The following is a 22538-nucleotide window of genomic DNA, read 5'->3' as shown; positions in this document are numbered from 1 at the left end:
CTTACCTAATATTGCAGGGCAGACAAAGTACATACACTCCCATAGGGTCGTTCAGCTGCTGCAAGGTGTTGAATTCCTGCAACACACTCTTAACCATTCCCATCAGCGCAGAGTCCGACTGGGCAAATTGCCACTTGGCCGCCCATACCATGGCTTGTCCGAAAAATTCTTTCCAGAACAGCTCCTGCGGCGACAAACGACGCTCAACATAGAAGGTGTCATATTTCTCTAAATCGGCAAGGTCCGCGGCAGCCATCACCGCATCATTTAATGTTCCCAATTCATCTACCAGACCCAGCTCTAACGCAGTCTCGCCAATCCATACCCGCCCCTGAGCGATACTGTCGACTTCGCTCACAGTCATACCCCGGGCATCGGCCACCATTGAGATAAAGTTGTGATAACTGCTCTCAACGTTATTTTGCAAAATCTGACCGAACTCTGGTGCCAGCGACCGTGCCGGCGAGAACCCGGCCAGTTCTGTGGAGCCCACACCATCACTGTTAATACCCAGATAGTCGAGGCTATTCTCATAGGTCATGAACATGCCAAACACCCCGATCGAACCCGTGATAGTGCTTGGCGAAGCAAAAATGCGGTCGGCATCGGCAGCTATCCAGTAGCCACCAGATGCTGCGTACGTGCTCATAGAAACCACCACCGGCTTACCGGCACTTTGCAGTTCCAGCACTTCCTGGCGAATCACTTCAGAGGCAAACGAGCTGCCTCCCGGAGTATCTACCTGCAGCACTACCGCTTTAACGTTGTCATTCAGGCGCGCCTGGCGCAGTAAGCGTGCGGTGCTGTCGCCGCCAATTGTCCCGGCCTTCTGGTTGCCGTTTAAAATAGTGCCTTTGGCTACTACTATAGCGACCTTATCCATGTCGTTTTCGGCACGGGGAAGGGGAGGATTAACGACTTTCAGGTAAGTGGCGAAGGGGGTGACATTGACGCCCAGATCATTGTCGTCTTTACCCACCAGGTTCACTAATTCTAAGCGAACTTCCTCACGGGTTTTCAGGGCGTCTACCCAGCCATTGTCCAGAGCGTATTGCGCAAAGTCGGCCCCGGCCTCGTTGAACTTAGCCAGTAACCCTTGCAGGGTTTCGTCGAAATTACTGGTATCCATATTTCGCGCGGCGGCAACATCGGTTTTATACTGCGCCCAATATGCATCCAGCCACTGCTTATTGGCTTCCTTAGCCGCATCGGACATGCTGTTGCGCATAAATGGTTCGACAGCAGACTTGTAAGTGCCAACCCGGAAGATGTGGGTGGTGACCTTGAGCTTTTCGAGCATATCTTTGATGTATAGGCCGTAACGCCCATATCCTTCGAGCAATAATGCCCCCATCGGATTAAGATAAACTTTGTCAGCGTGAGCGGCCAGGTAATACTGGCTCTGAGTGAAGTAGTCACCTATTGCATATACCGGCTTGTCAGATGCTTTGAAGGCATCTATCGCTGAGGCAACGGTCCGCAGCTTGTCCAGTCCACCGCCGGTGAGCCCGTGCAGATCCAGTACCATCGCTTTAATGCGTCTGTCCTGTTGCGCGTTCTCGATGACTTTGACAACGTCGCGAACCAGCACTTCAGGATTTTCCGGCTCATCACCGAACACTTCCTGCATAAACTGTTCAAACGGATCGACCGCTTCTTTCTCAATGACCAGTTTACCTTTTAAATTCAGATAAAGCGCACTGTCAGCATTAACTGACAAGGGATCATCGTCTTGGGATAGCACAATGAAGACGCCGACAATGATAATAATAAATATAATATTGAAGAATAACTTCCGGCAAAAGTTCAGCACCGTCCATAGGCCAGTAAATAAGGATTTCGTCCAGTTTCCGTTGGCAGCCATAATATCTCGTTACCTCAGAGTAGATTAACTGTCATAGTATAGGATCCGCGCTTTGCCGCGAGTCTAAATTGTAATGAATTATGACCAGGCAGAAACATAGCCGGGCATGATTTCACAGCTTGGTATTGTCCTCATCTTCAAGCCACTTCGCAATAAGCTGTGCGATACGACGATGATCCTGCTCGCTAAACTGCAGCAACAGGTTTCCGGTTGAAGGGCGGTAACCGGTTTTTTCATGGCCCCGAGCGAAAATCCGGCGAAGTGGGGAAGCCGGTTTATCGGCGTGGACGCGTGGGGAGGCGTGTTTTTTCGGCATCCTGGGTTCGTTCCGGTTACAGCTCGTTTCAGGCAAAGTTTACCACGAACGGTTAGGGAGCAGCCCTGTTTTCCTGGCTCCAATTGAAGGAATATGCCAACAGGGAAATTTACCGGCGGAGGGCCCTGTATCATGAGAATATTATATGCCTGAATTGATTGCGGAACTGGTCTTTTGGTGGTCTCATGCGTAGGATGAAAACAGTAATTTTTAGGCCTATCAGTTACAGGAGAGTGCTTAATGGATGCATTGTCGTTGTTATTAAATCGCGCATCTCAGCCGCGCCTTAAAGCCCCCGCGCCGCAGGGTGATGCTCTGGAAAATATTATGCAGGCAGCGCTACGTGCACCTGATCACGCCTGCCTGACACCATGGCGTTTCATTGTTTGTGAAGGGCAGGGACTAACGAAATTGGGCGCTATCTTTGAGCAATCAGCCATTGATAACGACAAATCAGAAAAAGAAATTGAGCGTGCCCCGCAGCTGCCGTTGCGGGCTCCCATGGTTATCGTGGCAATTGCCAAATATCAGGAACACGAAAAAGTGCCTCGGGTAGAACAAATCGCTTCTGCATCCTGCGCGGTAATGGCGATGCAGATGGCGGCTGTGGCGCAGGGTTTCAGTGGCATGTGGCGAACCGGCAGCTACGCACACTGTGATACGGTACGGGAAGCATTTTCACTGGCCGAAGGCGATGAGCTGGTCGGGTTCTTATATGTAGGAACGCCTGCATTCGAAGGAGCGGCAAAACCGCAACGCGATACTGCAGATTATTTTGAGTTCTGGTCTTAGGCCGTCATTGACCACATTTTGCAGCTAATAAAAAAAGGAGCCATTCGGCTCCTTTTGTTATTGTCTCGTCATAAAAAATCAGTCTACCTGAACAATTTTCATTGCATTGGTGCCACCAATTTTTTCCATCTCATCACCATAGGTCATGATGACGCTGTCGCCTGATTTTACCAGGCCATGGGCTTTCAGCGCATTCATTACGTCGTATTTAAGCTGGCCCGGCTCACTCTGACGGGAGTCAAAATAAACAGGCTTCACACCACGGAATAACGCCATGGAGTTCAGGGTGTGCTCGTGACGGGATAGCGCAATGATAGGCAATGTGGTGGTAATGCGGGACATCAGTTTGGGCGTATTGCCGCTTTCGGTAAGCCCGACGATGGCACGAATGCTTGGCAAATGGTTGGCCGCATACACAGCTGACAATGCTACGGTCTCGCTGACCGAACTGAACAGTTCATCCATCCGGTGCTTAGACAATTTCACGCTGGGGTGGGTTTCTGCACCTTCACAGACCCGGGCCATTGCCTGTACGGTCTCTACCGGATAGCTACCGGCCGCAGTTTCTGCAGACAACATCACTGCATCGGTGCCATCCAGCACGGCATTCGCGACATCCATCACCTCTGCACGGGTCGGCATTGGGCTGTCAATCATCGACTCCATCATTTGCGTGGCCGTAATCACTACTTTATTTAACTGGCGCGAGCGGGAGATGAGCTTCTTCTGCACACCCACCAGTTCAGCATCGCCAATCTCAACACCCAAATCTCCACGGGCTACCATAACGGCATCAGATGCACTGATAATGTCATCGATAGCTTCGTCTGATGCAACAGCTTCTGCACGCTCGACTTTGGCACAAATCATCGCATTACAACCAGCTTGCTGGGCCAGTTCGCGGGCATAGTTTAAGTCTGCGCCACTGCGGGGAAATGACACGGCCAGGTAATCAACACCAATCTTAGCGGCTGTTTTTATATCCTGTTTATCTTTTTCGGTCAGTGCTTCCGCCGACAGTCCGCCGCCCTGACGGTTAATGCCTTTGTTATTGGACAGTTTACCGGGTACCGTGACTACAGTGTGCACCTGGCGGCCTTTAACAGCAGTTACTTTTAGTTGGATACGGCCGTCGTCTAACAACAGAATATCGTCAGCAGACACATCGTCAGGCAGCGCTTTGTAGTCGATGCCAACGGCATTCTCGTCGCCGTCATCCTTGTTCATTTCCGCATCCAGGATAAAGGCGGCGCCTTCTTTAAGCGTGACGGCGCCGTCTTTAAACCGCGCGACCCGAATTTTTGGTCCTTGCAGATCACCCAGAATGGCAACATATTTGCCAAGGTTACTGGCGGCTTCCCGAACGCGCTTTGCCCGTTCGATGTGATCCTCCGCCTGGCCGTGAGAGAAGTTCATTCGAACCACGTTAGCGCCCGCGTCGATAATAGCCTGGATTTTCTCCAGTGAATCTGTAGCAGGGCCTAAGGTGGCAAGGATTTTCGTTCTTCTGGTCATAATGTTCTGCAGTCTCTTGGTCGTTTAGGTGAAAGAAAATAGCACGCTCGACGGCTTCACTACCGTGGTGCTGTAGTCTCTTTTCGTAATTTTATTACAGAATAGTAGTTGAATCTGACATAAATGTGAACGTCAGCAGAAAAATTGTTAACTGCGCATACCAGTATAGGCGTAAATTACGGTGTCCGCAGGTGAAAAAAAACGCCATATACACTGGCGTTTTTTATTCTATCGGGTGAGCGCGATGAGCTAGTCGCCGCGCTTCTCATAACGCGAGCCCCTCAGGGTGTCTTTAACGCGCTTGAGGTTTTCTCTGAATTTATTGCCCCGCCGCAGGGTAAAGCCCGTTGCCAGTACGTCAATTAAGGTAAGCTGAGCAATACGGCTCGCCATTGGCATGTACATGTCTGTATCTTCCGGCACTTCTAACGACAATACATAATTGCATTCATTGGCCAGTGGGCTGCCGCCAGAGGTTATACCGACCACGGTAGCGTCGTTGGAGCGTGCGATTTGGGCGATTTCAACCAGGCTCTTGGTGCGGCCTGTGTGCGAAATCAGCACGACTACGTCGCCGTCTGAACAGTTCATACAGCTCATGCGTTGCATAAGGATGTCTTCAAAGTAGACAACCGGCACATTGAAACGGAAAAATTTATTCAACGCATCATGAGCTACCGATGCGGATGCGCCCAGGCCAAAGAATGAAATTTTCTGCGCCTGGGTAAGCAGATCTACCACGCGGTTTACTACGTTTACATCCACAGACTGGCGGGCAACTTCCAGTGACGCCATCGTCGATTCGAAAATTTTATTGGTGTATTCCTCAGGACCATCAAGCTCATCAACGTGCCGGTTCACATAAGGTGTGCCGTTGGCGAGGCTTTGCGCAAGATGCAGTTTGAAGTCCGGAAAGCCCTTAGTGTCCAGGCGCCGGCAGAACCGGTTGACGGTAGGTTCACTGACATCAGACATTTTTGCCAGCGTTGCTATACTCGAATGGATGGCAGTTTGCGGGTTGGCCAGAATGACTTCTGCAACTTTACGTTCAGACTTACTGAAAGCAGCGTTATTTTGCGTTATTTTTTCTAATATATTCATACGAGTGCAGCTGTTGATGCAATAATGCGTAACATTCCTTTAGCGTTAGTCTACTGAATGTAACAGTGGTGACAAGTAAAATGTAATTTTTTGACAGTCTTGGTGACGTCCGGATGCGGATATTTCGCCGCGATCTCCAGTAAAAATAAGAAAAACAGCAAAGTTGTAATTTTACTACATTTGGTGTTAACTATGTGCTAATAACCAATCGGTAACCGTACCTGTTTAATTCGGATTCAGGGGTACCGAGTTTAAGAAGAAGGTCGACATTTATGGCAGTGGAAAACTCCTACGAACCCTGTGATTTCGTGCTGTTCGGCACACTGGGTGATCTTTCGCGGCGCAAACTTTTGCCGTCGCTGTATCAGCTTGAAAAAGCTGAGCTGATCCACCCGGATACTAAAATCATCGGTGTTGCCCGTCAGGATTTGACGGTTGAAGACTATATTGCAGAAGTAAAAGCCAATATTGAAAAGTTTGGCGGCAGCGACTTATGTGAAGCAACCTGGTCGCGTCTTTGCGCACGTCTGGATTACGTGTGCGTAGACATGAAAGACATCAACAGCTTCAAAACCTTTGATGAGCATGTAGACCCCAGTCGTACCATGGTGTGTTATCTGGCAACGCCGCCAGCCATTTATGGCGACATCTGCCGCGGTCTGCATAGCTGCAAAATTATCGATTCCAGTGTGCGTGTAGTCCTCGAAAAGCCGATTGGTCACGATTTGGAGTCTTCGAAGAACATCAATGACCAGGTATCAGAGTATTTTGACGAAAAGCAGATTTACCGTATCGACCATTACCTGGGTAAAGAAACGGTCCTGAACCTTATTTCGCTGCGTTTTGCCAATTCTATCTTTGCCACTAACTGGGACCATAACTGTATTGATCATGTGCAGATTAGTGTGGCCGAATCAGTAGGCATTGAAGGGCGTTGGGGCTACTTTGATGACGCCGGTCAGATGCGTGACATGGTGCAAAACCATTTGCTGCAAATTTTAAGTCTGGTGGCTATGGAGCCTCCGACGACACTGGATGCCGACAGTATTCGTGACGAAAAACTGAAAGTGTTACGGGCGCTACGGCCAATTAATGCATCTAATGTAAGTGATGTTACGGTACGTGGCCAGTACACCTCAGGTTTTGTGAAAGGGGAAGAAGTCCCCGGGTATCTGGAAGAAGACGACGCCAATACCCAAAGTACCACAGAAACCTTTGTCGCCATCAAGGCAGAAATTGATAACTGGCGCTGGGCCGGAGTGCCATTCTATTTGCGCACTGGTAAGCGCATGCCCACCAAAGTCAGTGAAGTAGTGATCTATTTCAAGCGCCAGCCTCATAACTTATTCGGGGCAAGTTTCAAAAACCTGCCACCAAATAAGCTGGTTATTCGCTTACAGCCAGATGAAGGCGTAGAAATTACGGTTATGAATAAAGTTCCCGGCCTGACCAGCACCGGGTCGATGGACTTACAGAAATCCAAACTAAACTTAAGCTTCTCAGAAGCTTTTGCTGATGATCGCATTCCCGATGCGTATGAAAAATTGTTGCTGGAAGTGATGTTAGGCAATCAGGCGTTATTTGTACGTCGTGACGAAATTGAGCAGGCGTGGACCTGGGTAGACTCAATTCTGGACGCATGGGAGCAGTCGAATGAACCCCCTGAGCCTTATCAGGCCGGTACATGGGGCCCGGTTAATTCCATCGGGTTGTTAGCAAGAGAAAACAGAAGCTGGTACGAAAGCAAACAGGTGAAAACGAAATAATGGCTTTAACAATTGAATCCTACGAATCGCCGGACGTACTCTCGGAAGCATTTGCGTCTACTCTTTGTTCTATCCTGAAAACCGGGATCCAGACCCGTGGCCGTGCGTCACTGGTTGTAAGCGGTGGGCGCACACCCGTGGCGTTGTTTGAATTGCTGAGCAATGCCGACCTCGACTGGAGCAAGGTGGACATTACCCTTGCTGACGAACGTTGGGTTGATGAGCAGGATGAAGCCAGTAATACGCGTTTGGTGAAAGAGAAGCTGCTGCAGAACAAGGCAGCCGCCGCTCATTTTGTGCCGTTAAAGTCCGCTCATGCGGATGCCAATGAAGGTGTGAACGAGGCCGAGTCAAATATTGCCAGTATGGCACAACCATTTGACGCGCTTATTCTTGGTATGGGTGAAGACGGACATACGGCGTCATTGTTTCCCTGTTCTGAACAGATCAATGATGGTCTAGCGATGAGCAGTGGCAGAACCTGTATTGCGGTTACGCCGACCACTGCACCGCACCAGCGTATGTCTATGACATTACCCACATTGCTGAATAGCCGAAATATCTTTCTGCACCTCACCGGCGAGCGGAAAAAAGAGGTGCTTACCGAAGCACTGGACAATGCCACCGAAGCGCAAAAACCAATCACAGCTGTGGTTAACCGGGCACCGGTAACCCTGATGTGGGCGCCATAGGAGATACCATGAATTCACAAATCGCAGAAGTAACGCAACGTATTATCGAGCGCAGCCGGGATACCCGTAAGGCGTACCTGGACAAAATCGAACAGGCCCGGCGCGAAGGGCCGCTGCGCGGCGAATTATCGTGTGGCAACCTGGCTCACGGATTTGCAGCCTGTGGCGCTGCTGAAAAATCTGACTTACGGTCGATGACCAAGGCCAATGTGGCAATTGTCTCTTCATACAATGACATGCTGTCAGCCCACCAGCCCTACGAAACTTACCCGGCACTGTTAAAAGAAGCCATTCGGGAAGTGGGCAGTGTAGCCCAGTTTGCGGGTGGGGTGCCGGCCATGTGTGATGGGGTGACTCAGGGACAGAAAGGCATGGATCTCAGCCTGATGAGCCGGGATGTCATCGCTATGGGCACCGCAGTTGCGCTGTCTCACAACATGTTTGATTCGGCGATGATGCTGGGGATTTGCGATAAAATAGTCCCCGGCTTGTTACTGGGCTCGCTGAGCTTCGGTCACTTGCCCACGGTATTTGTTCCGGCCGGTCCGATGCCGTCAGGATTACCAAATAAAGAAAAAGCCCGGGTTCGTCAGGCCTACGCCGAAGGCAAAGTGGGTCGTGAAGAGCTTTTGGAAGCAGAAGCGCAGTCGTACCACTCTCCGGGCACCTGTACCTTTTACGGCACAGCGAACTCGAACCAGTTAGTAGTTGAAATGATGGGCCTGCATCTGCCCGGCGCATCATTTGTCAACCCGGGTACACCGCTACGCGATGCGCTGACGAAAGCGGCTGCGGTGCAGGCCACCCGGATCACTGACCTGGGCGACAACTACACGCCAATTGGTCGCATGGTTGATGCAAAAGCCCTGGTAAATGGCCTGGTAGGTTTGCTGGCCACTGGTGGCTCTACGAACCATACCATGCACCTGATTGCCGTTGCGCGCGCTGCGGGCTATATCGTCAACTGGGATGATTTCTCAGATATCTCCAACGCAGTTCCATTGATGACCCGCATTTACCCGAACGGTTCTGCGGATATCAACCATTTTACCGCGGCTGGCGGCATGTCATTGCTTATCAAGCAACTGCTTGATGCAGGTCTGCTACACAATGATGTGACCACCATTGCCGGTGAAGGGCTCGAGAATTACACCAAAGAGCCCATGCTAATCGACGGTGAGCTGGAATGGCGTGACGGACCGAAAGAATCACTGGATAAAGAAGTACTGGCGACGGTCGAGTCTCCCTTCAAACCTGACGGCGGGCTAAGTGTGCTGGAAGGTAATCTGGGCCGCTCAGTTATCAAAACTTCAGCCTTGCGCACGCCGCATTGTCATATCAAGGCGCCTGCGGTGGTGTTTGAAGATCAGTTTGAACTGGATGCTGCCTTTAAGGCTGGCGATCTGGATAAAGACTGTATCGTGGTCGTCCGCTTCCAGGGGCCTTCAGCGATTGGTATGCCTGAATTGCACCGTCTGACGCCACCGTTGGGTGTGTTACAGGATCGGGGCTTTAAAGTCGCTCTCGTAACTGATGGGCGTATGTCAGGTGCATCAGGTAAAGTGCCTGCTGCTATTCATGTTACACCGGAAGCTTACAAGGGTGGCCTGCTGGCAAAAGTACAGGATGGCGACATGATTGAACTGGATACCCGTACCGGCTCGCTGTCATTGTTGGTCGATGAAGACACCCTGGACGCACGTGAGCCACGGGAAGCTGACATTGAGCACCATCAGATAGGTATGGGGCGCGAAATGTTTGGCGGTATGCGCGCAGTGCTTACCGGTGCGGAAGAAGGCGCATGTTCGCTGTTTAAGGAGCAGGAGCAGAAGCTATGAGCGCGCAGTTCGTTGCTGATGTAGGCGGGACGAATATCCGCCTGGCCCGTGTAGTTAATGGCGGTGTAGCCGATATTAAGAAGTACATGTGTAAGGATTACGCCAGTATTGATCTGGTTATCCTGCAGTACTTTGCCGATATGCCAGAGCACACTTTCACTCATGGGTGCATCGCGATAGCGTGTCCCGTACTGGGTGACCAGGTGGTGATGACGAATCACAGCTGGGCATTCTCCCAACAGGCTTTGCGGCAACAACTGAAGCTTACAGATCTGTACGTGATCAATGATTTTACCGCCGTGGCACATTCCCTGCCGGTACTGACCGATGACCAGGTGATTCAGATCGGTGACGGCCACGCTAAATCCGGCGGTAATATTGCGGTTTTCGGTCCGGGGACAGGTCTGGGGGTCGAGCACATCACCATGACGTCATCGGGCTGGCAAACCCTGGACGGCGAGGGCGGTCATACTGATTTCGCGCCAGTCGATGAAACGGACATTGTGGTTTGGCGGTATCTGCAAAACCAGTTTGGCCGTGCATCCGCCGAAGAAGTGATGTCGGGCCGTGGGATCCTGAATATTTACCGTGCGCTTGCCGCACACCATAATATTGCTGCGGAACTCACCGAGCCTGCTCAGGTGACCGAGAAAGCTCTGGATGGCAGCTGTGATATCTGTGCCTCAACGTTGACCCAGTTCTGCCGGATTATGGGCAGTTTTGCGGGTAATCTGGCACTAAATATGGCCACCACCGGCGGCGTATTTATCGGTGGCGGTATTGCTAACCGTTTTACCGCATTTCTGCGTCAAAGTGATTTTCGTGCCAGGTTTGAAGCCAAAGGCCAGATGAAACACTACGTTAAAGACATCCCCACATACTTAATCGCTGAACCTGATCACGGCTTATTAGGCGCATCAGCGTATTTAACACAACATATTGCGAGCGAATGATGACAACTAATTGGAAATTATCCCCGGCCGAAGTTTTTGCTGCGGGACCAGTGGTACCGGTTTTGGTAATTAATGATGTAGACAAAGCGGTCCCTCTGGCAAAAGCACTGATGGCTGGCGGAATTAAGGTGTTGGAAGTGACACTGCGCACTCCGGTTGCCCTGGATGTCATTAAGAAAATTGCCCAAGAAGTGCCTGATGCACTTATTGGCGCAGGAACCGTCACGAATGCCCAACAGCTTAAAGCGGTAACAGAAGCGGGGGCTAAATTTGCGATTAGCCCGGGCATGACGGCTGATTTGTTGAAGGCAGGCATGGACAGCGAGATCGCGCTGATCCCGGGGATTTCGTCTACGTCTGACCTGATGAAGGGTAAAGATGCCGGCTATACACATCTTAAGTTCTTCCCGGCAGAAGCGTCGGGTGGCGTTAAAGCCATAAAATCCATCTCAGGACCGTTCCCGGATGTGACATTCTGTCCTACTGGTGGCATTGGTCCCAATAACTACAAAGACTATCTGGCGTTGCCTAATGTGCAATGCGTAGGTGGCTCATGGGTGGCACCGGATGACGCTATTGAAGCGGGTGACTGGGACCGGATCACTCAGCTGGCGAAAGACGCGGTAACAGGCGCAAACAGCTAATACCAAGCTAAGCAGAAATAAGAAACCCGGCACTAAGCCGGGTTTTTTGTAGGTGTGCTGCGGTTAGCTGCTGCGTTCCGGCGGACCAATTATCTGAGTTAATGTGTGGCTTTCACCGGGCGACAAGGCTACGCCCTGGGTACAGGCGGTTTCAACGCATAGCATATGCACAAACCCAAACGCGTCCATATCTGAAATGGAGGCGGCGCTCTGCCACGGGTTCCATACCACCACGGAGTCGTGACCGTCGGAGCCAATCTGAGTAAACGCCTCGCCATTGTCTTTTAAGGTCATGGTGGAGGGAGCATTTAAATGAATGCGATCCGTTTCCGCCGTAAACTTATAAGGTTGCGGTGTGTCTTTAACCGCCCAGTCGGCAAGTTTGTCTTTGTACTGGCCACTGAGCCCTTCCAGCTCCACTTTTTGTACGCTGGGTACTGCCAGATAAGTATGCAGGGCGGTATTAAAGGTGAACGGTGTGACGCCGGTATTTTCAGTGCGCAAACTGGCTGACAGTGATTCGCCGATGATGATTGTCAGCGTGACCTGACAGTCGTACTCAAATCCGTCCGCCCGGGTAAATGAAGGGGAGAGTACCAGTTCAGTACCCACGCTGGTGTCTTCGGAGCGTTGCAGCTGCCATACCTGAGTACGTAAAAAACCATGTGAAGGCAGGGCGCCTTTCTCTTTGCCGTGATCATCGCTGAACCAAGGCCAGCAAACCGGTATCCCACCCCGGATTGGCCGCTCACCATTCAGGTATGCATGAGGACTAAGCCACAACCGATCAACTTCATCGCTTTTAGGAGTAAACGACAGTACGTGGCCGCCAAATAAGCTGACCTTGGCCGTCGCGAAACGGTTGTCAATGTTGAGGTAAGTGATGCCCTGAGATTCACTTACCGTGACCGAGCCTGCGATAGCCATGATTACTCCCTGTATACATTTAATAGGTACAAAACAAACCATTGCGAATGGGTGCTGCCGGGTACTCAGTGAATAACGCTAAATACCGGTTATGGTTCATTTTTTATTGTGCCTTGAAAATAAAAAAGGTGCGATAAAAATCGCACCTTTTTTTAGTTACTGAAAAATCAGTATTGGCTTCTTATTTTGACACGTGGGCAACCAGATCAAGAACCTTGTTTGAGTAACCCCATTCGTTGTCGTACCAGGCGACCAGCTTCACGAACGTATCAGTCAGCGCGATACCCGCCGTGGCATCAAAAATAGAGGTATTGGCGTTGCCGATGAAGTCATTGGAAACCACGGCATCTTCGGTGTAAGCCATAATGCCTTTCAGATCACCTTCTGAGGCTTCTTTCATCGCCGCGCAGATATCATCGTATGAAGCGGCCTTTGCCAGGTTCACGGTCAGGTCAACCACAGAAACATTCGGCGTAGGTACGCGGAATGCCATGCCGGTCAGCTTGCCATTCAGTTCAGGAATAACTTTACCTACGGCTTTTGCTGCACCGGTAGAAGATGGAATAATGTTCTGGCCAGCACCACGGCCACCACGCCAGTCTTTGGTTGACGGGCCATCTACGGTTTTCTGTGTGGCTGTAGTGGCGTGGACGGTAGTCATCAGGCCATCCACGATACCAAATTTATCGTTCAGAACCTTTGCCAGTGGCGCCAGGCAGTTGGTGGTGCACGACGCGTTTGAAACAATGTCTTCGCCATCGTAGCTATCGTGGTTAACACCCATCACAAACATAGGGGTATCGTCTTTTGACGGAGCAGACAGGACCACTTTCTTCGCACCCGCTTCAAGGTGCTTGGCAGCTGTTTCTTTGGTCAGGAACAGGCCGGTTGACTCAACCACTACATCCACGTCGACGTCAGACCATTTCAGGTCAGCCGGATCTTTTTCAGAAGTGATACGGATAGGCTTGCCGTTTACAACTAGCTGATCGTTATCTACCTTTATCTCACCGTCAAACAGACCATGAGTAGAGTCATACTTTAGCAGGTAGGCGATGTAGTCGGTGTCTAGCAGATCGTTAATTGCAACTACTTCGATGTCGTCGCGTTTTTGCGCTGCACGCATTACCAGACGACCAATACGGCCAAAGCCGTTTATACCGATGCGTATTGTCATGACATACCTCGATTGTTTTAAAATGAAAATAAATTACGTAAAGTATGGATCAAAATGGCATAATTGGCAAAGTAAAAACCAATTAATGTTGCAAAATTACGAAATTCGGCTATTGCAATCGTATTCAGTTTCGTTGTGCGCGCAGTTAAACAATAATGTTAAAAAATTGTACGCTTACCAGCACTGGGTGCTGGTTTTTTGAGCACCGACCCTGAACAGGAATGACACCATATGACAAATAACGTTCTGCAAACACTGGTAGAAGCGCGGGGCATAGAAAGCCGTTACGTCGACGCCTGGGGAAAGCCTGCTACCATAGCAGAGTCAAGTAAAGCCAAATTGCTCAATACCCTGGGTTACGACACCAGTGATGACGAAGCCATGCAGTCTCAGTTGCTTAGCGATGCCCATAAAGTCTGGTTGTCACCACTGAACCCGGTTCAGGTTAACCGCCAAACTGACACTGTTCAGTTGCCTGTTCGTCTGCCTATTGACCTTGTCCATGATGATTACGAGTTTGTCATTACAACGGATTCAAATGATGAACTGCGCCACGGCTTCATTCCGGTTAACGAAGAACTGATACACGCCTCTGAAATAGATGGCGTTGAGTTTCAGGAATATATGGTACCGATTCCGCTGGAGCTGCCTCTTGGGTACCATAACCTGAGCTTACAGGCCGATGGTGACGAGTTGGCCACCATGCGACTCATTGTTGCGCCTACTGCGTGCTATACCCCGGATGCCATCAAGCAGGGTAAAAAAATATGGGGGCTGAGTGTTCAGTTATACTGCGTACGAAGCGAGACCAACTGGGGCATTGGGGATTTTTCCGATCTCAGTAACCTGATAGGTAAGGCCGCTGAAACCGGTGCAGATTTTATAGGGCTGAATCCGATTCATGCCTTGTACCCGGCTAACCCCGATGCCTGTTCCCCTTATGGCCCGTCTTCCCGCCGCTGGCTTAATTACCTTTACATTGATGTAAGCAACGTTGAAGGTTATGAAGATGCCTCGGTCCAAAAGCTGATTAACGACGACGCATTTCAGGCCCGCCTTAGCCATGTCAGAGCGGTAGATTACGTTGACTACGAAGGTGTAGCCGAACTGAAGCTGCAAGCGCTGCGCGCCGTATTTGATGTTTATAATGCCCGCTACCTGACCAAAAACACCAAACAGAATCGTGCCTTTAAAGCCTTTGTGGAAGAGGGCGGTGAAAGCCTCGATATGCTGGCCGTGTACGACGCCTTACAGGCCGATTTGAAAGCCCGGGGCAAAGAGTTCTGGGGCTGGCCGGTCTTCCCGGAGGAGTTTAAAAACTACCAAAGTGACGCGGTCGCCAAATTTAAGAAAGCCAATAAGTTGTCGGTAAAGTTCTATCAGTTCCTGCAGTTTATGGCCGCCGAACAGATGAAACAGGCCAGTGAGACCGCCGAAAAAGCCGGCATGACCATTGGCGTTTATCGTGACCTGGCAGTGGGCGTAAGCGAAGGCAGCGCCGAAATCTGGGGCAACAAAGATTTATATTGTACGGGTGCCAGCGTGGGCGCGCCGCCGGATATCCTGGGCCCGCTGGGTCAGAACTGGGGCCTGCCGCCTATGGACCCGCAGAAACTGTATGAACAGCAGTACCAGCCGATTATTGATTTGTTCTCCTCCAATATGGCCGCATCAGGTGCGTTACGCATCGATCACGTGATGGCACTGCTGCGGTTGTGGTGGGTGGTTAAAGGTGACCATGCCCGGGACGGTGGCTACGTGTATTATCCGGTGGATGACCTGCTGGCTATTCTGGCGCTGGAAAGTCATCGTCACCAAAGTCTGGTGATTGGGGAAGACCTGGGCACAGTACCGGAAGAAATTCGCGAAAAACTGGCTGATAACGGGGTGTATTCCTATCGTGTGTTCTTTTTTGAGCAAGCCGAAGACGGGGGCTTTTTCTCACCCTCCCATTACCCCGAGCAATCCATGTCTACCTTGACAACCCACGACATGCCAACCTTAATTGGATATTGGCACTGTCTGGATTTGGAACTGGGCAAAGAAATTGGCCTGTACCCAACGGAAGAAATTTTGAGTACTCTGTATGAGGATCGCCATGCGAACAAACAGGAGATCCTGAATTCGCTGCATGGCCACGGGTCGGTAGATGACTCAGTAGGACATGATGTGAACCATACCGGGATGACACAGGCGCTGAACTACGGAATGCAAGTGCATATGGCCGGGGGCTCCAGCGCGTTACTGAGCCTGCAACTGGAGGACTGGCTGCAAATGGACAAGCCGGTCAATATTCCCGGAACCTTTGATGAGTATCCAAACTGGCGCCGTAAGCTGAGTGCTAACCTGGAGTCTATTTTTGCTAACCCTGATATCAGGCAACTGGCAGAGAAACTGACCGATGCCAGGAAGCGGGCAAGCAGCGCACAGTAACAGGCAATAATGCCGAATAAGTAAACGCAATGTAAAGCCCGTGGTGTCACGGGCTTTTTACAGGAGTAAAGCATGCAGACAGAGCAGCAACTGGCGCGGGCACAGTGCCCCAATCCTTTTTCTACCCTCGGACCACAGCAGTCGGAGTCGGGCACTTCAGTCACGGTATGGATCCCCGACGCCACCGAGGTCTCAGTGACGGTAGGAAAATCAGGTAAAACCTTCACGCTGACTCGTACGCATGACAGTGGGTTATTCTCTGGCCCGGTCACTCTGGCTGAGGACGATTATTACTCTCTGGACGTAAAAAAAGGCGAACAACATTACAAGGTGCTCGACCCTTATCAGTTTACTGATGAAGCTTTTCACGCCGTGCATTTTATTGACCACGCGCCACAAAATCTCTACCGCCAGGCGGGTGCACAGAAAATCACACTGCCCGCAGCGGAGCAACAGGCGATCCGCTTTGCAGTATATGCCCCCAATGCCAGTGCGGTGTCTCTGATTGGTGATTTCAATAACTGGGACGGACGCTGCCATCCGATGCAGAAAACGGACATGGGCTACTGGGTGTTAGTGGTGCCCGGTATGCAAGAAGGAGAACGGTATAAATATCAGTTGAAAGACAGTGACGGGAACGATTTGCCTCACAAAGCGGATCCCATTGGGTTCTCGGCTGAACAGTATCCTTCCCATGCTTCACGTATCTACGATCACGACCGCTATCAATGGCAGGACAGTGAGTGGATGCAGGCCCGCAGTAGCGATAAATACAGCGCTGCCATGAGTATTTACGAAGTTCATCTGGGGTCGTGGAAGCGGCCCGGTGCAGACAGTGATGCCCGCTACCTGAGTTACCGTGAACTGGCCGATGAACTGGTAAGCTACGTGACCGACATGGGTTATACCCACATAGAGCTCTTGCCAGTCTCAGAATTTCCGTTTGACGGCTCCTGGGGATACCAGCCGGTGGGGATGTTTTCGCCTACCAGCCGCTTCGGTGATCCGGACGAGTTTAAATATTTCGTCGATTGTTGTCACCAGGCCGGGGTAGGGGTCATCATCGACTGGGTCCCGGCACACTTCCCTGAAGACGGACATGGCCTGGCCAGATTTGACGGTAGCCATGTTTACGAATACGCCGATCCCCGTCGTGGCTGGCACCCTGACTGGAACTCGTGTATTTACGATTTCGGCAAGGATACCGTGCGCCAGTTTTTGGTGGCGAATGCACTTTACTGGCTGGATAAGTTTCATATTGACGGGCTGCGGGTTGATGCAGTGGCGTCTATGCTTTACCTCGACTATTCCCGTAATGATGGCGAATGGATCCCCAATGTTGATGGCGGCAATGAAAACTACGAAGCTATCAGTTTGCTGCGCTGGATGAATGAGGAAGTGTATAAGCACTTCCCGGATGCCATGACCATCGCCGAAGAATCGACATCTTTTCCGAAAGTCTCGCGGCCGGTGTTTGAAGGCGGCCTGGGTTTCGGCTTTAAATGGAATATGGGCTGGATGCACGACTCCTTGCATTTCATCAGTAAAGATCCGGCATACCGTCGTTATCACCACGGCGACATAACGTTCTCCATGGTGTATGCCTTTGACGAAAATTTTGTGTTACCAATTTCCCATGATGAAGTGGTTCACGGCAAGGGCAGTATGCTTGGCAAGATGCCTGGCGATGAGTGGCAACAGGCCGCGAACCTGCGCTGTTATGCTGCGTTTATGTATGGGCATCCCGGTAAAAAGCTTAATTTCATGGGTAATGAACTGGGTCAGGCCAGAGAGTGGAATCATGATATTGGGCTGGACTGGGGTTTACTGAACCACGAAAAGCACAAAGGGATCCAGCAGGTATACAAGGAACTGAACGGTTTGTACCGAAAGCTTCCGGCGCTGCATGAACAGGACCATTCGCCGGCAGGATTCAGCTGGATCGATCACGAAAACGCCGGGCAGAGTATTGTATCGTTTGTACGCCTGTCATCTGATCGCAAACAGAAAGTTTACGTTATAAGTAACTTCACCCCGGTACCACGCCCGAATTTCCGGCTAGGGGTGCAGGACAAAGGACGCTATGAAATAGCAATGAACACGGATAGTCACAAATACTGGGGTAGTGACTACCCGGTTAGCACCACAATGGAAGCAGGAGACCAGGGGTGGAATCACCAGATGTATTCCATTGAGGTGTCACTGCCGCCATTGGCAACATTGTTTATTACATTTGACCAGGAGTAAGCGTGGACGCGCGTGTTGATATATCGCAGTTGCTTGAAACCAGCCCCGGGAGTCCCTTTCCACTGGGCGCTTCTCCGGATGGGACAGGGTGTAATTTTGCTGTTTACAGTCCCGACGCCCGGGCGGTTATACTTTGCTTGTATCACGCGGATACGGAAGAACCTCTTGATGAGCTGATATTGCCGGCGAAAACCGGCAACGTGTGGCATGGTCATGTACAGCATATTGCGCCGGGTCAGCTGTACGGCTTCAGGGTGGACAGAGGGGAGGGGCATCTGCACTCAGCGCCAACCGATAAACTGCTGATTGACCCCTATGCTAAAAAACTCAGCCGTCCTGCGCACTGGAATGCACGCCAGTATGCCAATGACTCCCACTTCATGGTTCCCAAGTGTGTAGTTGTTGACCCGGCGAAATATCCGCCGGTTAACTCTACCCGCCCAGCCGTGCCGGTCCATAAACGGGTAGTTTATGAAGCACACATAAAAGGACTTACTCAATTACATCCCAGTGTGCCTGAGCATGAACGGGGTAAGTATCTGGGGGCGTGCCACCCGGAAGTGCTGGAGCATCTTGTCGGGCTGGGGATCACCACGGTGCAATTTCTGCCGCTGGCGAGTTTTATGCCGGAACCCTATATTACCGAAAAAGGGCTGACGAATTACTGGGGCTATAACCCGATTAACTTTTTTTCCCCCGAGCCACGGTATGCCAATGATGATGCGCTTGCAGAAGTCCGGCATATGGTGGAGTGTTATCATCATGCCGGGCTGGAAGTTATTGTGGACGTGGTATTTAACCATACTGCTGAAGGTGGCAAAGGCGGCCCGGTACTCTCCTTCAAGGGGTTAAGCCCGAACCAGTCCTACCTGTTCGAACAAACCGCAGACGGCGACCTGGTGTATTCAAACCATTCCGGATGCGGAAATACAGTCCACACTGCTCAACCTGCCATGATGACCCTCATTATGGAAGCACTCCGTTACTGGGTCGAGGTTATCGGTGTAGACGGTTTCCGGTTTGATTTAGCTGTGTGTCTGGGGCGGGATCCCCAGGCGTATTCGAAAACCGCCGGCTTACTGCGAGCCATAGAACAAGACCCGGTGCTTAAGCATGCGGTACTCATCGCGGAGCCCTGGGACATAGGCCCCGGGGGCTACCAGGTGGGGAATTTCCCCGAGCCCTGGCTGGAGGTTAACGATAAGTACCGTGATACGATTCGTGCTTTCTGGCGTGGCGACGAAGGGCTGGCCGGTGACTTCGCGACTCGCCTGATGGGGTCGCGGGATATTTTTCATAAAGGCTACCGGCATATTAATACCTCGGTGAACCACATTACTTATCACGACGGGTTTACTCTTCACGATCTGGTCAGTTATGCCGAGCGGCACAATGAAGCCAATGGGGAAGATAACCGTGACGGGCATGGCCACAACCTCTCTGCCAACTACGGTGCCGAGGGCGAGACAAAAGACGAACACATCCTGAATATGCGGGAGCGTCAAAAGCGCAATATGTTCGCTACCCTGATGTTCTCGCAGGGCACTCCACATATACTCGGCGGTGATGAACTGAGTAAAACTCAGCAGGGTAATAACAACGCCTACTGTCAGGATAATGCCCTTAACTGGTATGACTGGACACTGAATAAACGCAAGCAGGATTTCTTGCAGTTTTGTCAGTATGTGGTGCGGTTGCGTCAGTCCAGTGAATTGTTGTCCCGAATAAACCTGCAGGACGACAAGTACTACCATGCGTATAACGTGTCGGCAGTGAACTGGTACAAACCGGACGGTACCGACAAAGCGTCAGAAGACTGGCAACAGGCTCATAATCAGGCATTCGGAGTAGAAATCCGTGGCTGTGCAAGGGATGAGCGCAGTGCTGAGCATTGGTTCCTGTGCGTTAATGCCAGTGACAATGACGTGCGCTTCAACCTTCCGCGGTTGTCGCCACGGGGCGGCTGGTCGCTGCATCTGGACACCCGCTACAGTTCGTTGGCAGAGCAACCGGCAATATGTATTCAGCATGTGTTTTTGCAGGCCGGGCACTCGCTGGCTCTGTTTAGCTACGCTGAGAAAAACGGGTAAGGGGCGTCTGACCAATCAGACAGGCCTTTCGTTTACTGTTGGATGGTTTTACAGCAAGCCAACAGCATTTTAACGAAAAGGCCCTCCCAGCCTCTGTTCATATCTCCATCAGGTGGTATGATGCGCACCCATCTGAGACGTGAGGATTATCCTATGCAACAAGAAGATGGCAACATGCAGTCGACCAACCAGTGTGATATCGGCTTTATTGGACTGGGGGTTATGGGCAGCAACCTGACCATGAACCTGGCAGACCACGGCTACCGCGTAGCCTGTTTTGACCTCGACCAGCAAAAAGTTGATGCTATCTTGCAGAAAGATGCCAGCGAACGCCTCCCCGATACAGCCCCCAGGGTTGAAGGGTGTAGCTCCTACACCGAATTGCTCAGTAAACTTAAAGCGCCCCACCTGGTAATCCTATCTGTACCAGCCGGGGATCCTGTGGATCACGTCTGTAACCATTTGATTGATGCAGGTATTCAGGCAGATGACATTGTGGTGGATACGGGGAACAGCCTGTGGACCGACTCGGTCACCCGGGAGGCTCAATATAAAGGTAAATTTATCTTTTTCTCTACCGCCGTGTCAGGTGGTGAAATCGGCGCCCGCTTTGGTCCGTCTCTTATGCCCTCGGGCAACCCCTATGCCTGGACGCGCCTGGAGCCTGTGCTAACCGCCATTGCGGCCAAAGTCGATCCGGATACCGGTAAGCCTATTGAATCGCTCACTCCCGGTAAACCCGTGACCGAAGGCGAGCCTTGCGCTACGTATATTGGACCGGTGGGGGCGGGGCATTACGTGAAAATGGTCCACAACGGCATTGAGTATGCAGATATGCAGCTCATTTGTGAGACCTACCATATGATGCGTCAGGGGCTGCACATGTCACCGGCAGAAATTGCCACAGTATTCAGGCAATGGAACGATGGCAAACTGAACAGTTACCTGATGGAAATCAGCGCGGAGGTGCTTGAACAGTTGGACCCGGAAACCCAGGTGCCACTGGTTGATGTGATCCTGGATCGCGCGGGCCAGAAAGGAACGGGTTTGTGGACAGCGGTCAGCGCACTGGAAGTCGGCAGTCCTGCGCAAACAATCACGTCAGCAGTATTCGCGCGCAGCCTGTCCAGTCTGAAAGACGAACGTATGGCTGCCAGTCAGGTACTGCCTGGTCCCGAGGCCACGGTTTATTCTGACGAACAAAAGCAGTCCATCATCAACAAACTTGAACAAGCGTTATACTGCTCAAAAATTTGCGCCTATGCACAGGGCTTCCAGCTCATGGATATCGCAGCGAAAGAGCACGGCTGGTCGTTAGATTTCGCGGAGATCGCCAAGATATGGCGCGCCGGGTGTATTATCCGGGCGGTGTTCCTGCAGTCTATTGCCCATGCCTACGAAAAAGATGAAAACCTGGCGAATTTGCTGCTCGACCCGTACTTTGCCGAGCAAATTGCCAAGTTCCAGGCCGATTGGCGGGGGTCTATTTCTGAGGCCACGCTAGCCGGGGTGCCGTGCCCGGCCATGATGTCAGCACTGAGTTATTACGACTCCTATCGTACCGCCGTATTGCCGGCAAACCTCTTGCAGGGACAACGGGATTACTTTGGCGCACATACTTATCAGCGCGTGGATAAACCCGCCGGTAAAAAGTACCACCTCAACTGGAGTGATCCAGCCCGTCCGCAGGTGGCTATTAAAAAGTAACCTAACGGCGGAGTTTTATATGAGTGACAAGTGGCGCGATAAGTTGTCTGAACAGGAATACCAGATCACCCGGGAAGCAGGTACGGAGCGACCATTTACCGGGATTCTGCTTGATGAGCAACGGGACGGTATTTATGTGTGTAAATGCTGCGGCGCGCCATTGTTTCCCTCTGAAACTAAGTTCGATGCCGGTTGCGGCTGGCCATCCTTTTACAAGCAATCTACCGACGATAACGTGGGGTATCGCGAGGATGACTCGCATGGGATGCGCCGGGTAGAAATTTTCTGTAAGCAATGTGATGCACATCTCGGGCACGTGTTTCCCGATGGCCCTGAGCCTACCGGGCAGCGTTACTGTGTCAACAGTGTATCAATGACCTTTAAAAGCGGCGATGACGAGGTACGTGGCTAGCCGAGCCATGCCAACTACGGGTGGATTTACGATGCATACACGTGCATTACGCCTTGCAAATTGG

The 22538-nt window shown here is 51.3% G+C and carries 17 protein-coding genes; 11 read left to right on the top strand and 6 right to left on the bottom strand.

The window, feature by feature from the left end:
- Window position 1: 1 nt before the first annotated feature.
- Both sppA and OCL06_RS07160 read right to left on the bottom strand, forming a co-directional pair.
- Window positions 2-1864, bottom strand: coding sequence for a signal peptide peptidase SppA (gene sppA / locus OCL06_RS07165; protein ID WP_262993049.1), 1863 nt, complete (start codon window positions 1862-1864; stop codon window positions 2-4).
- Between the two features lie 112 nt (window positions 1865-1976).
- Window positions 1977-2180: a hypothetical protein gene (locus OCL06_RS07160; RefSeq protein WP_262993048.1), complete on the bottom strand. Its 204-nt coding sequence runs from the start codon at window positions 2178-2180 to the stop codon at window positions 1977-1979.
- Between the two features lie 240 nt (window positions 2181-2420).
- Between OCL06_RS07160 and OCL06_RS07155 the strand changes: the two genes are divergently transcribed.
- Window positions 2421-2972, top strand: a complete 552-nt coding sequence (locus tag OCL06_RS07155; protein WP_262993047.1) for an NAD(P)H nitroreductase — start codon at window positions 2421-2423, stop codon at window positions 2970-2972.
- Window positions 2973-3050: 78 nt separating this feature from the next.
- Here OCL06_RS07155 and pyk read toward each other — a convergent pair whose 3' ends face one another.
- Complete coding sequence (pyk, locus tag OCL06_RS07150; RefSeq protein ID WP_262993046.1) at window positions 3051-4487, bottom strand: pyruvate kinase; 1437 nt, start codon at window positions 4485-4487, stop codon at window positions 3051-3053.
- A gap of 249 nt (window positions 4488-4736) precedes the next feature.
- A complete protein-coding gene (locus OCL06_RS07145; protein WP_262993045.1) occupies window positions 4737-5588 on the bottom strand; it encodes a MurR/RpiR family transcriptional regulator in 852 nt (283 codons plus the stop codon).
- Window positions 5589-5860: 272 nt separating this feature from the next.
- Here OCL06_RS07145 and zwf point away from each other — a divergent pair, with 272 nt between their 5' ends.
- Genes zwf through OCL06_RS07120 form a run of 5 tightly spaced genes read left to right on the top strand, consistent with a single transcriptional unit; the run spans window position 5861 to window position 11481 of the window.
- Window positions 5861-7354, top strand: a complete 1494-nt coding sequence (zwf, locus tag OCL06_RS07140; protein WP_262993044.1) for a glucose-6-phosphate dehydrogenase — start codon at window positions 5861-5863, stop codon at window positions 7352-7354.
- On the top strand, window positions 7354-8046 hold the full coding sequence (pgl, locus tag OCL06_RS07135; RefSeq protein ID WP_262993043.1) for a 6-phosphogluconolactonase: 693 nt from the start codon (window positions 7354-7356) through the stop codon (window positions 8044-8046). Before zwf ends, pgl begins: the two co-directional genes overlap by 1 nt.
- A gap of 8 nt (window positions 8047-8054) precedes the next feature.
- On the top strand, window positions 8055-9884 hold the full coding sequence (gene edd, locus OCL06_RS07130; RefSeq protein WP_262993042.1) for a phosphogluconate dehydratase: 1830 nt from the start codon (window positions 8055-8057) through the stop codon (window positions 9882-9884).
- On the top strand, window positions 9881-10837 hold the full coding sequence (locus OCL06_RS07125) for a glucokinase (RefSeq protein WP_262993041.1): 957 nt from the start codon (window positions 9881-9883) through the stop codon (window positions 10835-10837). Before edd ends, OCL06_RS07125 begins: the two co-directional genes overlap by 4 nt.
- A complete protein-coding gene (locus OCL06_RS07120) occupies window positions 10837-11481 on the top strand; it encodes a bifunctional 4-hydroxy-2-oxoglutarate aldolase/2-dehydro-3-deoxy-phosphogluconate aldolase (RefSeq protein WP_262993129.1) in 645 nt (214 codons plus the stop codon). The genes OCL06_RS07125 and OCL06_RS07120 overlap by 1 nt, the downstream gene beginning before the upstream one ends.
- A gap of 63 nt (window positions 11482-11544) precedes the next feature.
- Here OCL06_RS07120 and OCL06_RS07115 read toward each other — a convergent pair whose 3' ends face one another.
- Window positions 11545-12408 (bottom strand): D-hexose-6-phosphate mutarotase, encoded by an 864-nt coding sequence (locus tag OCL06_RS07115; RefSeq protein ID WP_262993040.1) that lies wholly within the window; start codon window positions 12406-12408, stop codon window positions 11545-11547.
- Between the two features lie 181 nt (window positions 12409-12589).
- Window positions 12590-13585: a type I glyceraldehyde-3-phosphate dehydrogenase gene (gene gap, locus OCL06_RS07110; protein ID WP_262993039.1), complete on the bottom strand. Its 996-nt coding sequence runs from the start codon at window positions 13583-13585 to the stop codon at window positions 12590-12592.
- A 231-nt stretch (window positions 13586-13816) separates the two neighbouring features.
- Here gap and malQ point away from each other — a divergent pair, with 231 nt between their 5' ends.
- The 5 genes from malQ (at window position 13817) to msrB (ending at window position 22474) form a co-directional block, all read left to right on the top strand.
- Window positions 13817-16018: a 4-alpha-glucanotransferase gene (malQ, locus tag OCL06_RS07105; protein ID WP_262993038.1), complete on the top strand. Its 2202-nt coding sequence runs from the start codon at window positions 13817-13819 to the stop codon at window positions 16016-16018.
- Window positions 16019-16090: 72 nt separating this feature from the next.
- On the top strand, window positions 16091-18265 hold the full coding sequence (glgB, locus tag OCL06_RS07100) for a 1,4-alpha-glucan branching protein GlgB (protein WP_262993037.1): 2175 nt from the start codon (window positions 16091-16093) through the stop codon (window positions 18263-18265).
- A 2-nt stretch (window positions 18266-18267) separates the two neighbouring features.
- Window positions 18268-20355, top strand: a complete 2088-nt coding sequence (gene glgX / locus OCL06_RS07095; protein WP_262993036.1) for a glycogen debranching protein GlgX — start codon at window positions 18268-18270, stop codon at window positions 20353-20355.
- A gap of 153 nt (window positions 20356-20508) precedes the next feature.
- On the top strand, window positions 20509-22062 hold the full coding sequence (gene gnd, locus OCL06_RS07090) for an NADP-dependent phosphogluconate dehydrogenase (RefSeq protein ID WP_262993035.1): 1554 nt from the start codon (window positions 20509-20511) through the stop codon (window positions 22060-22062).
- A 19-nt stretch (window positions 22063-22081) separates the two neighbouring features.
- Window positions 22082-22474 (top strand): peptide-methionine (R)-S-oxide reductase MsrB, encoded by a 393-nt coding sequence (gene msrB / locus OCL06_RS07085; RefSeq protein WP_262993034.1) that lies wholly within the window; start codon window positions 22082-22084, stop codon window positions 22472-22474.
- Window positions 22475-22538 lie beyond the last annotated feature (64 nt).

Origin of the sequence: Alteromonas salexigens, from assembly GCF_025628895.1 — a bacterium.
GTDB lineage: Bacteria > Pseudomonadota > Gammaproteobacteria > Enterobacterales > Alteromonadaceae > Alteromonas > Alteromonas salexigens.
Note: the sequence above shows the minus strand (reverse complement) of the source record. Positions and strands in the feature narration are given on the sequence as shown.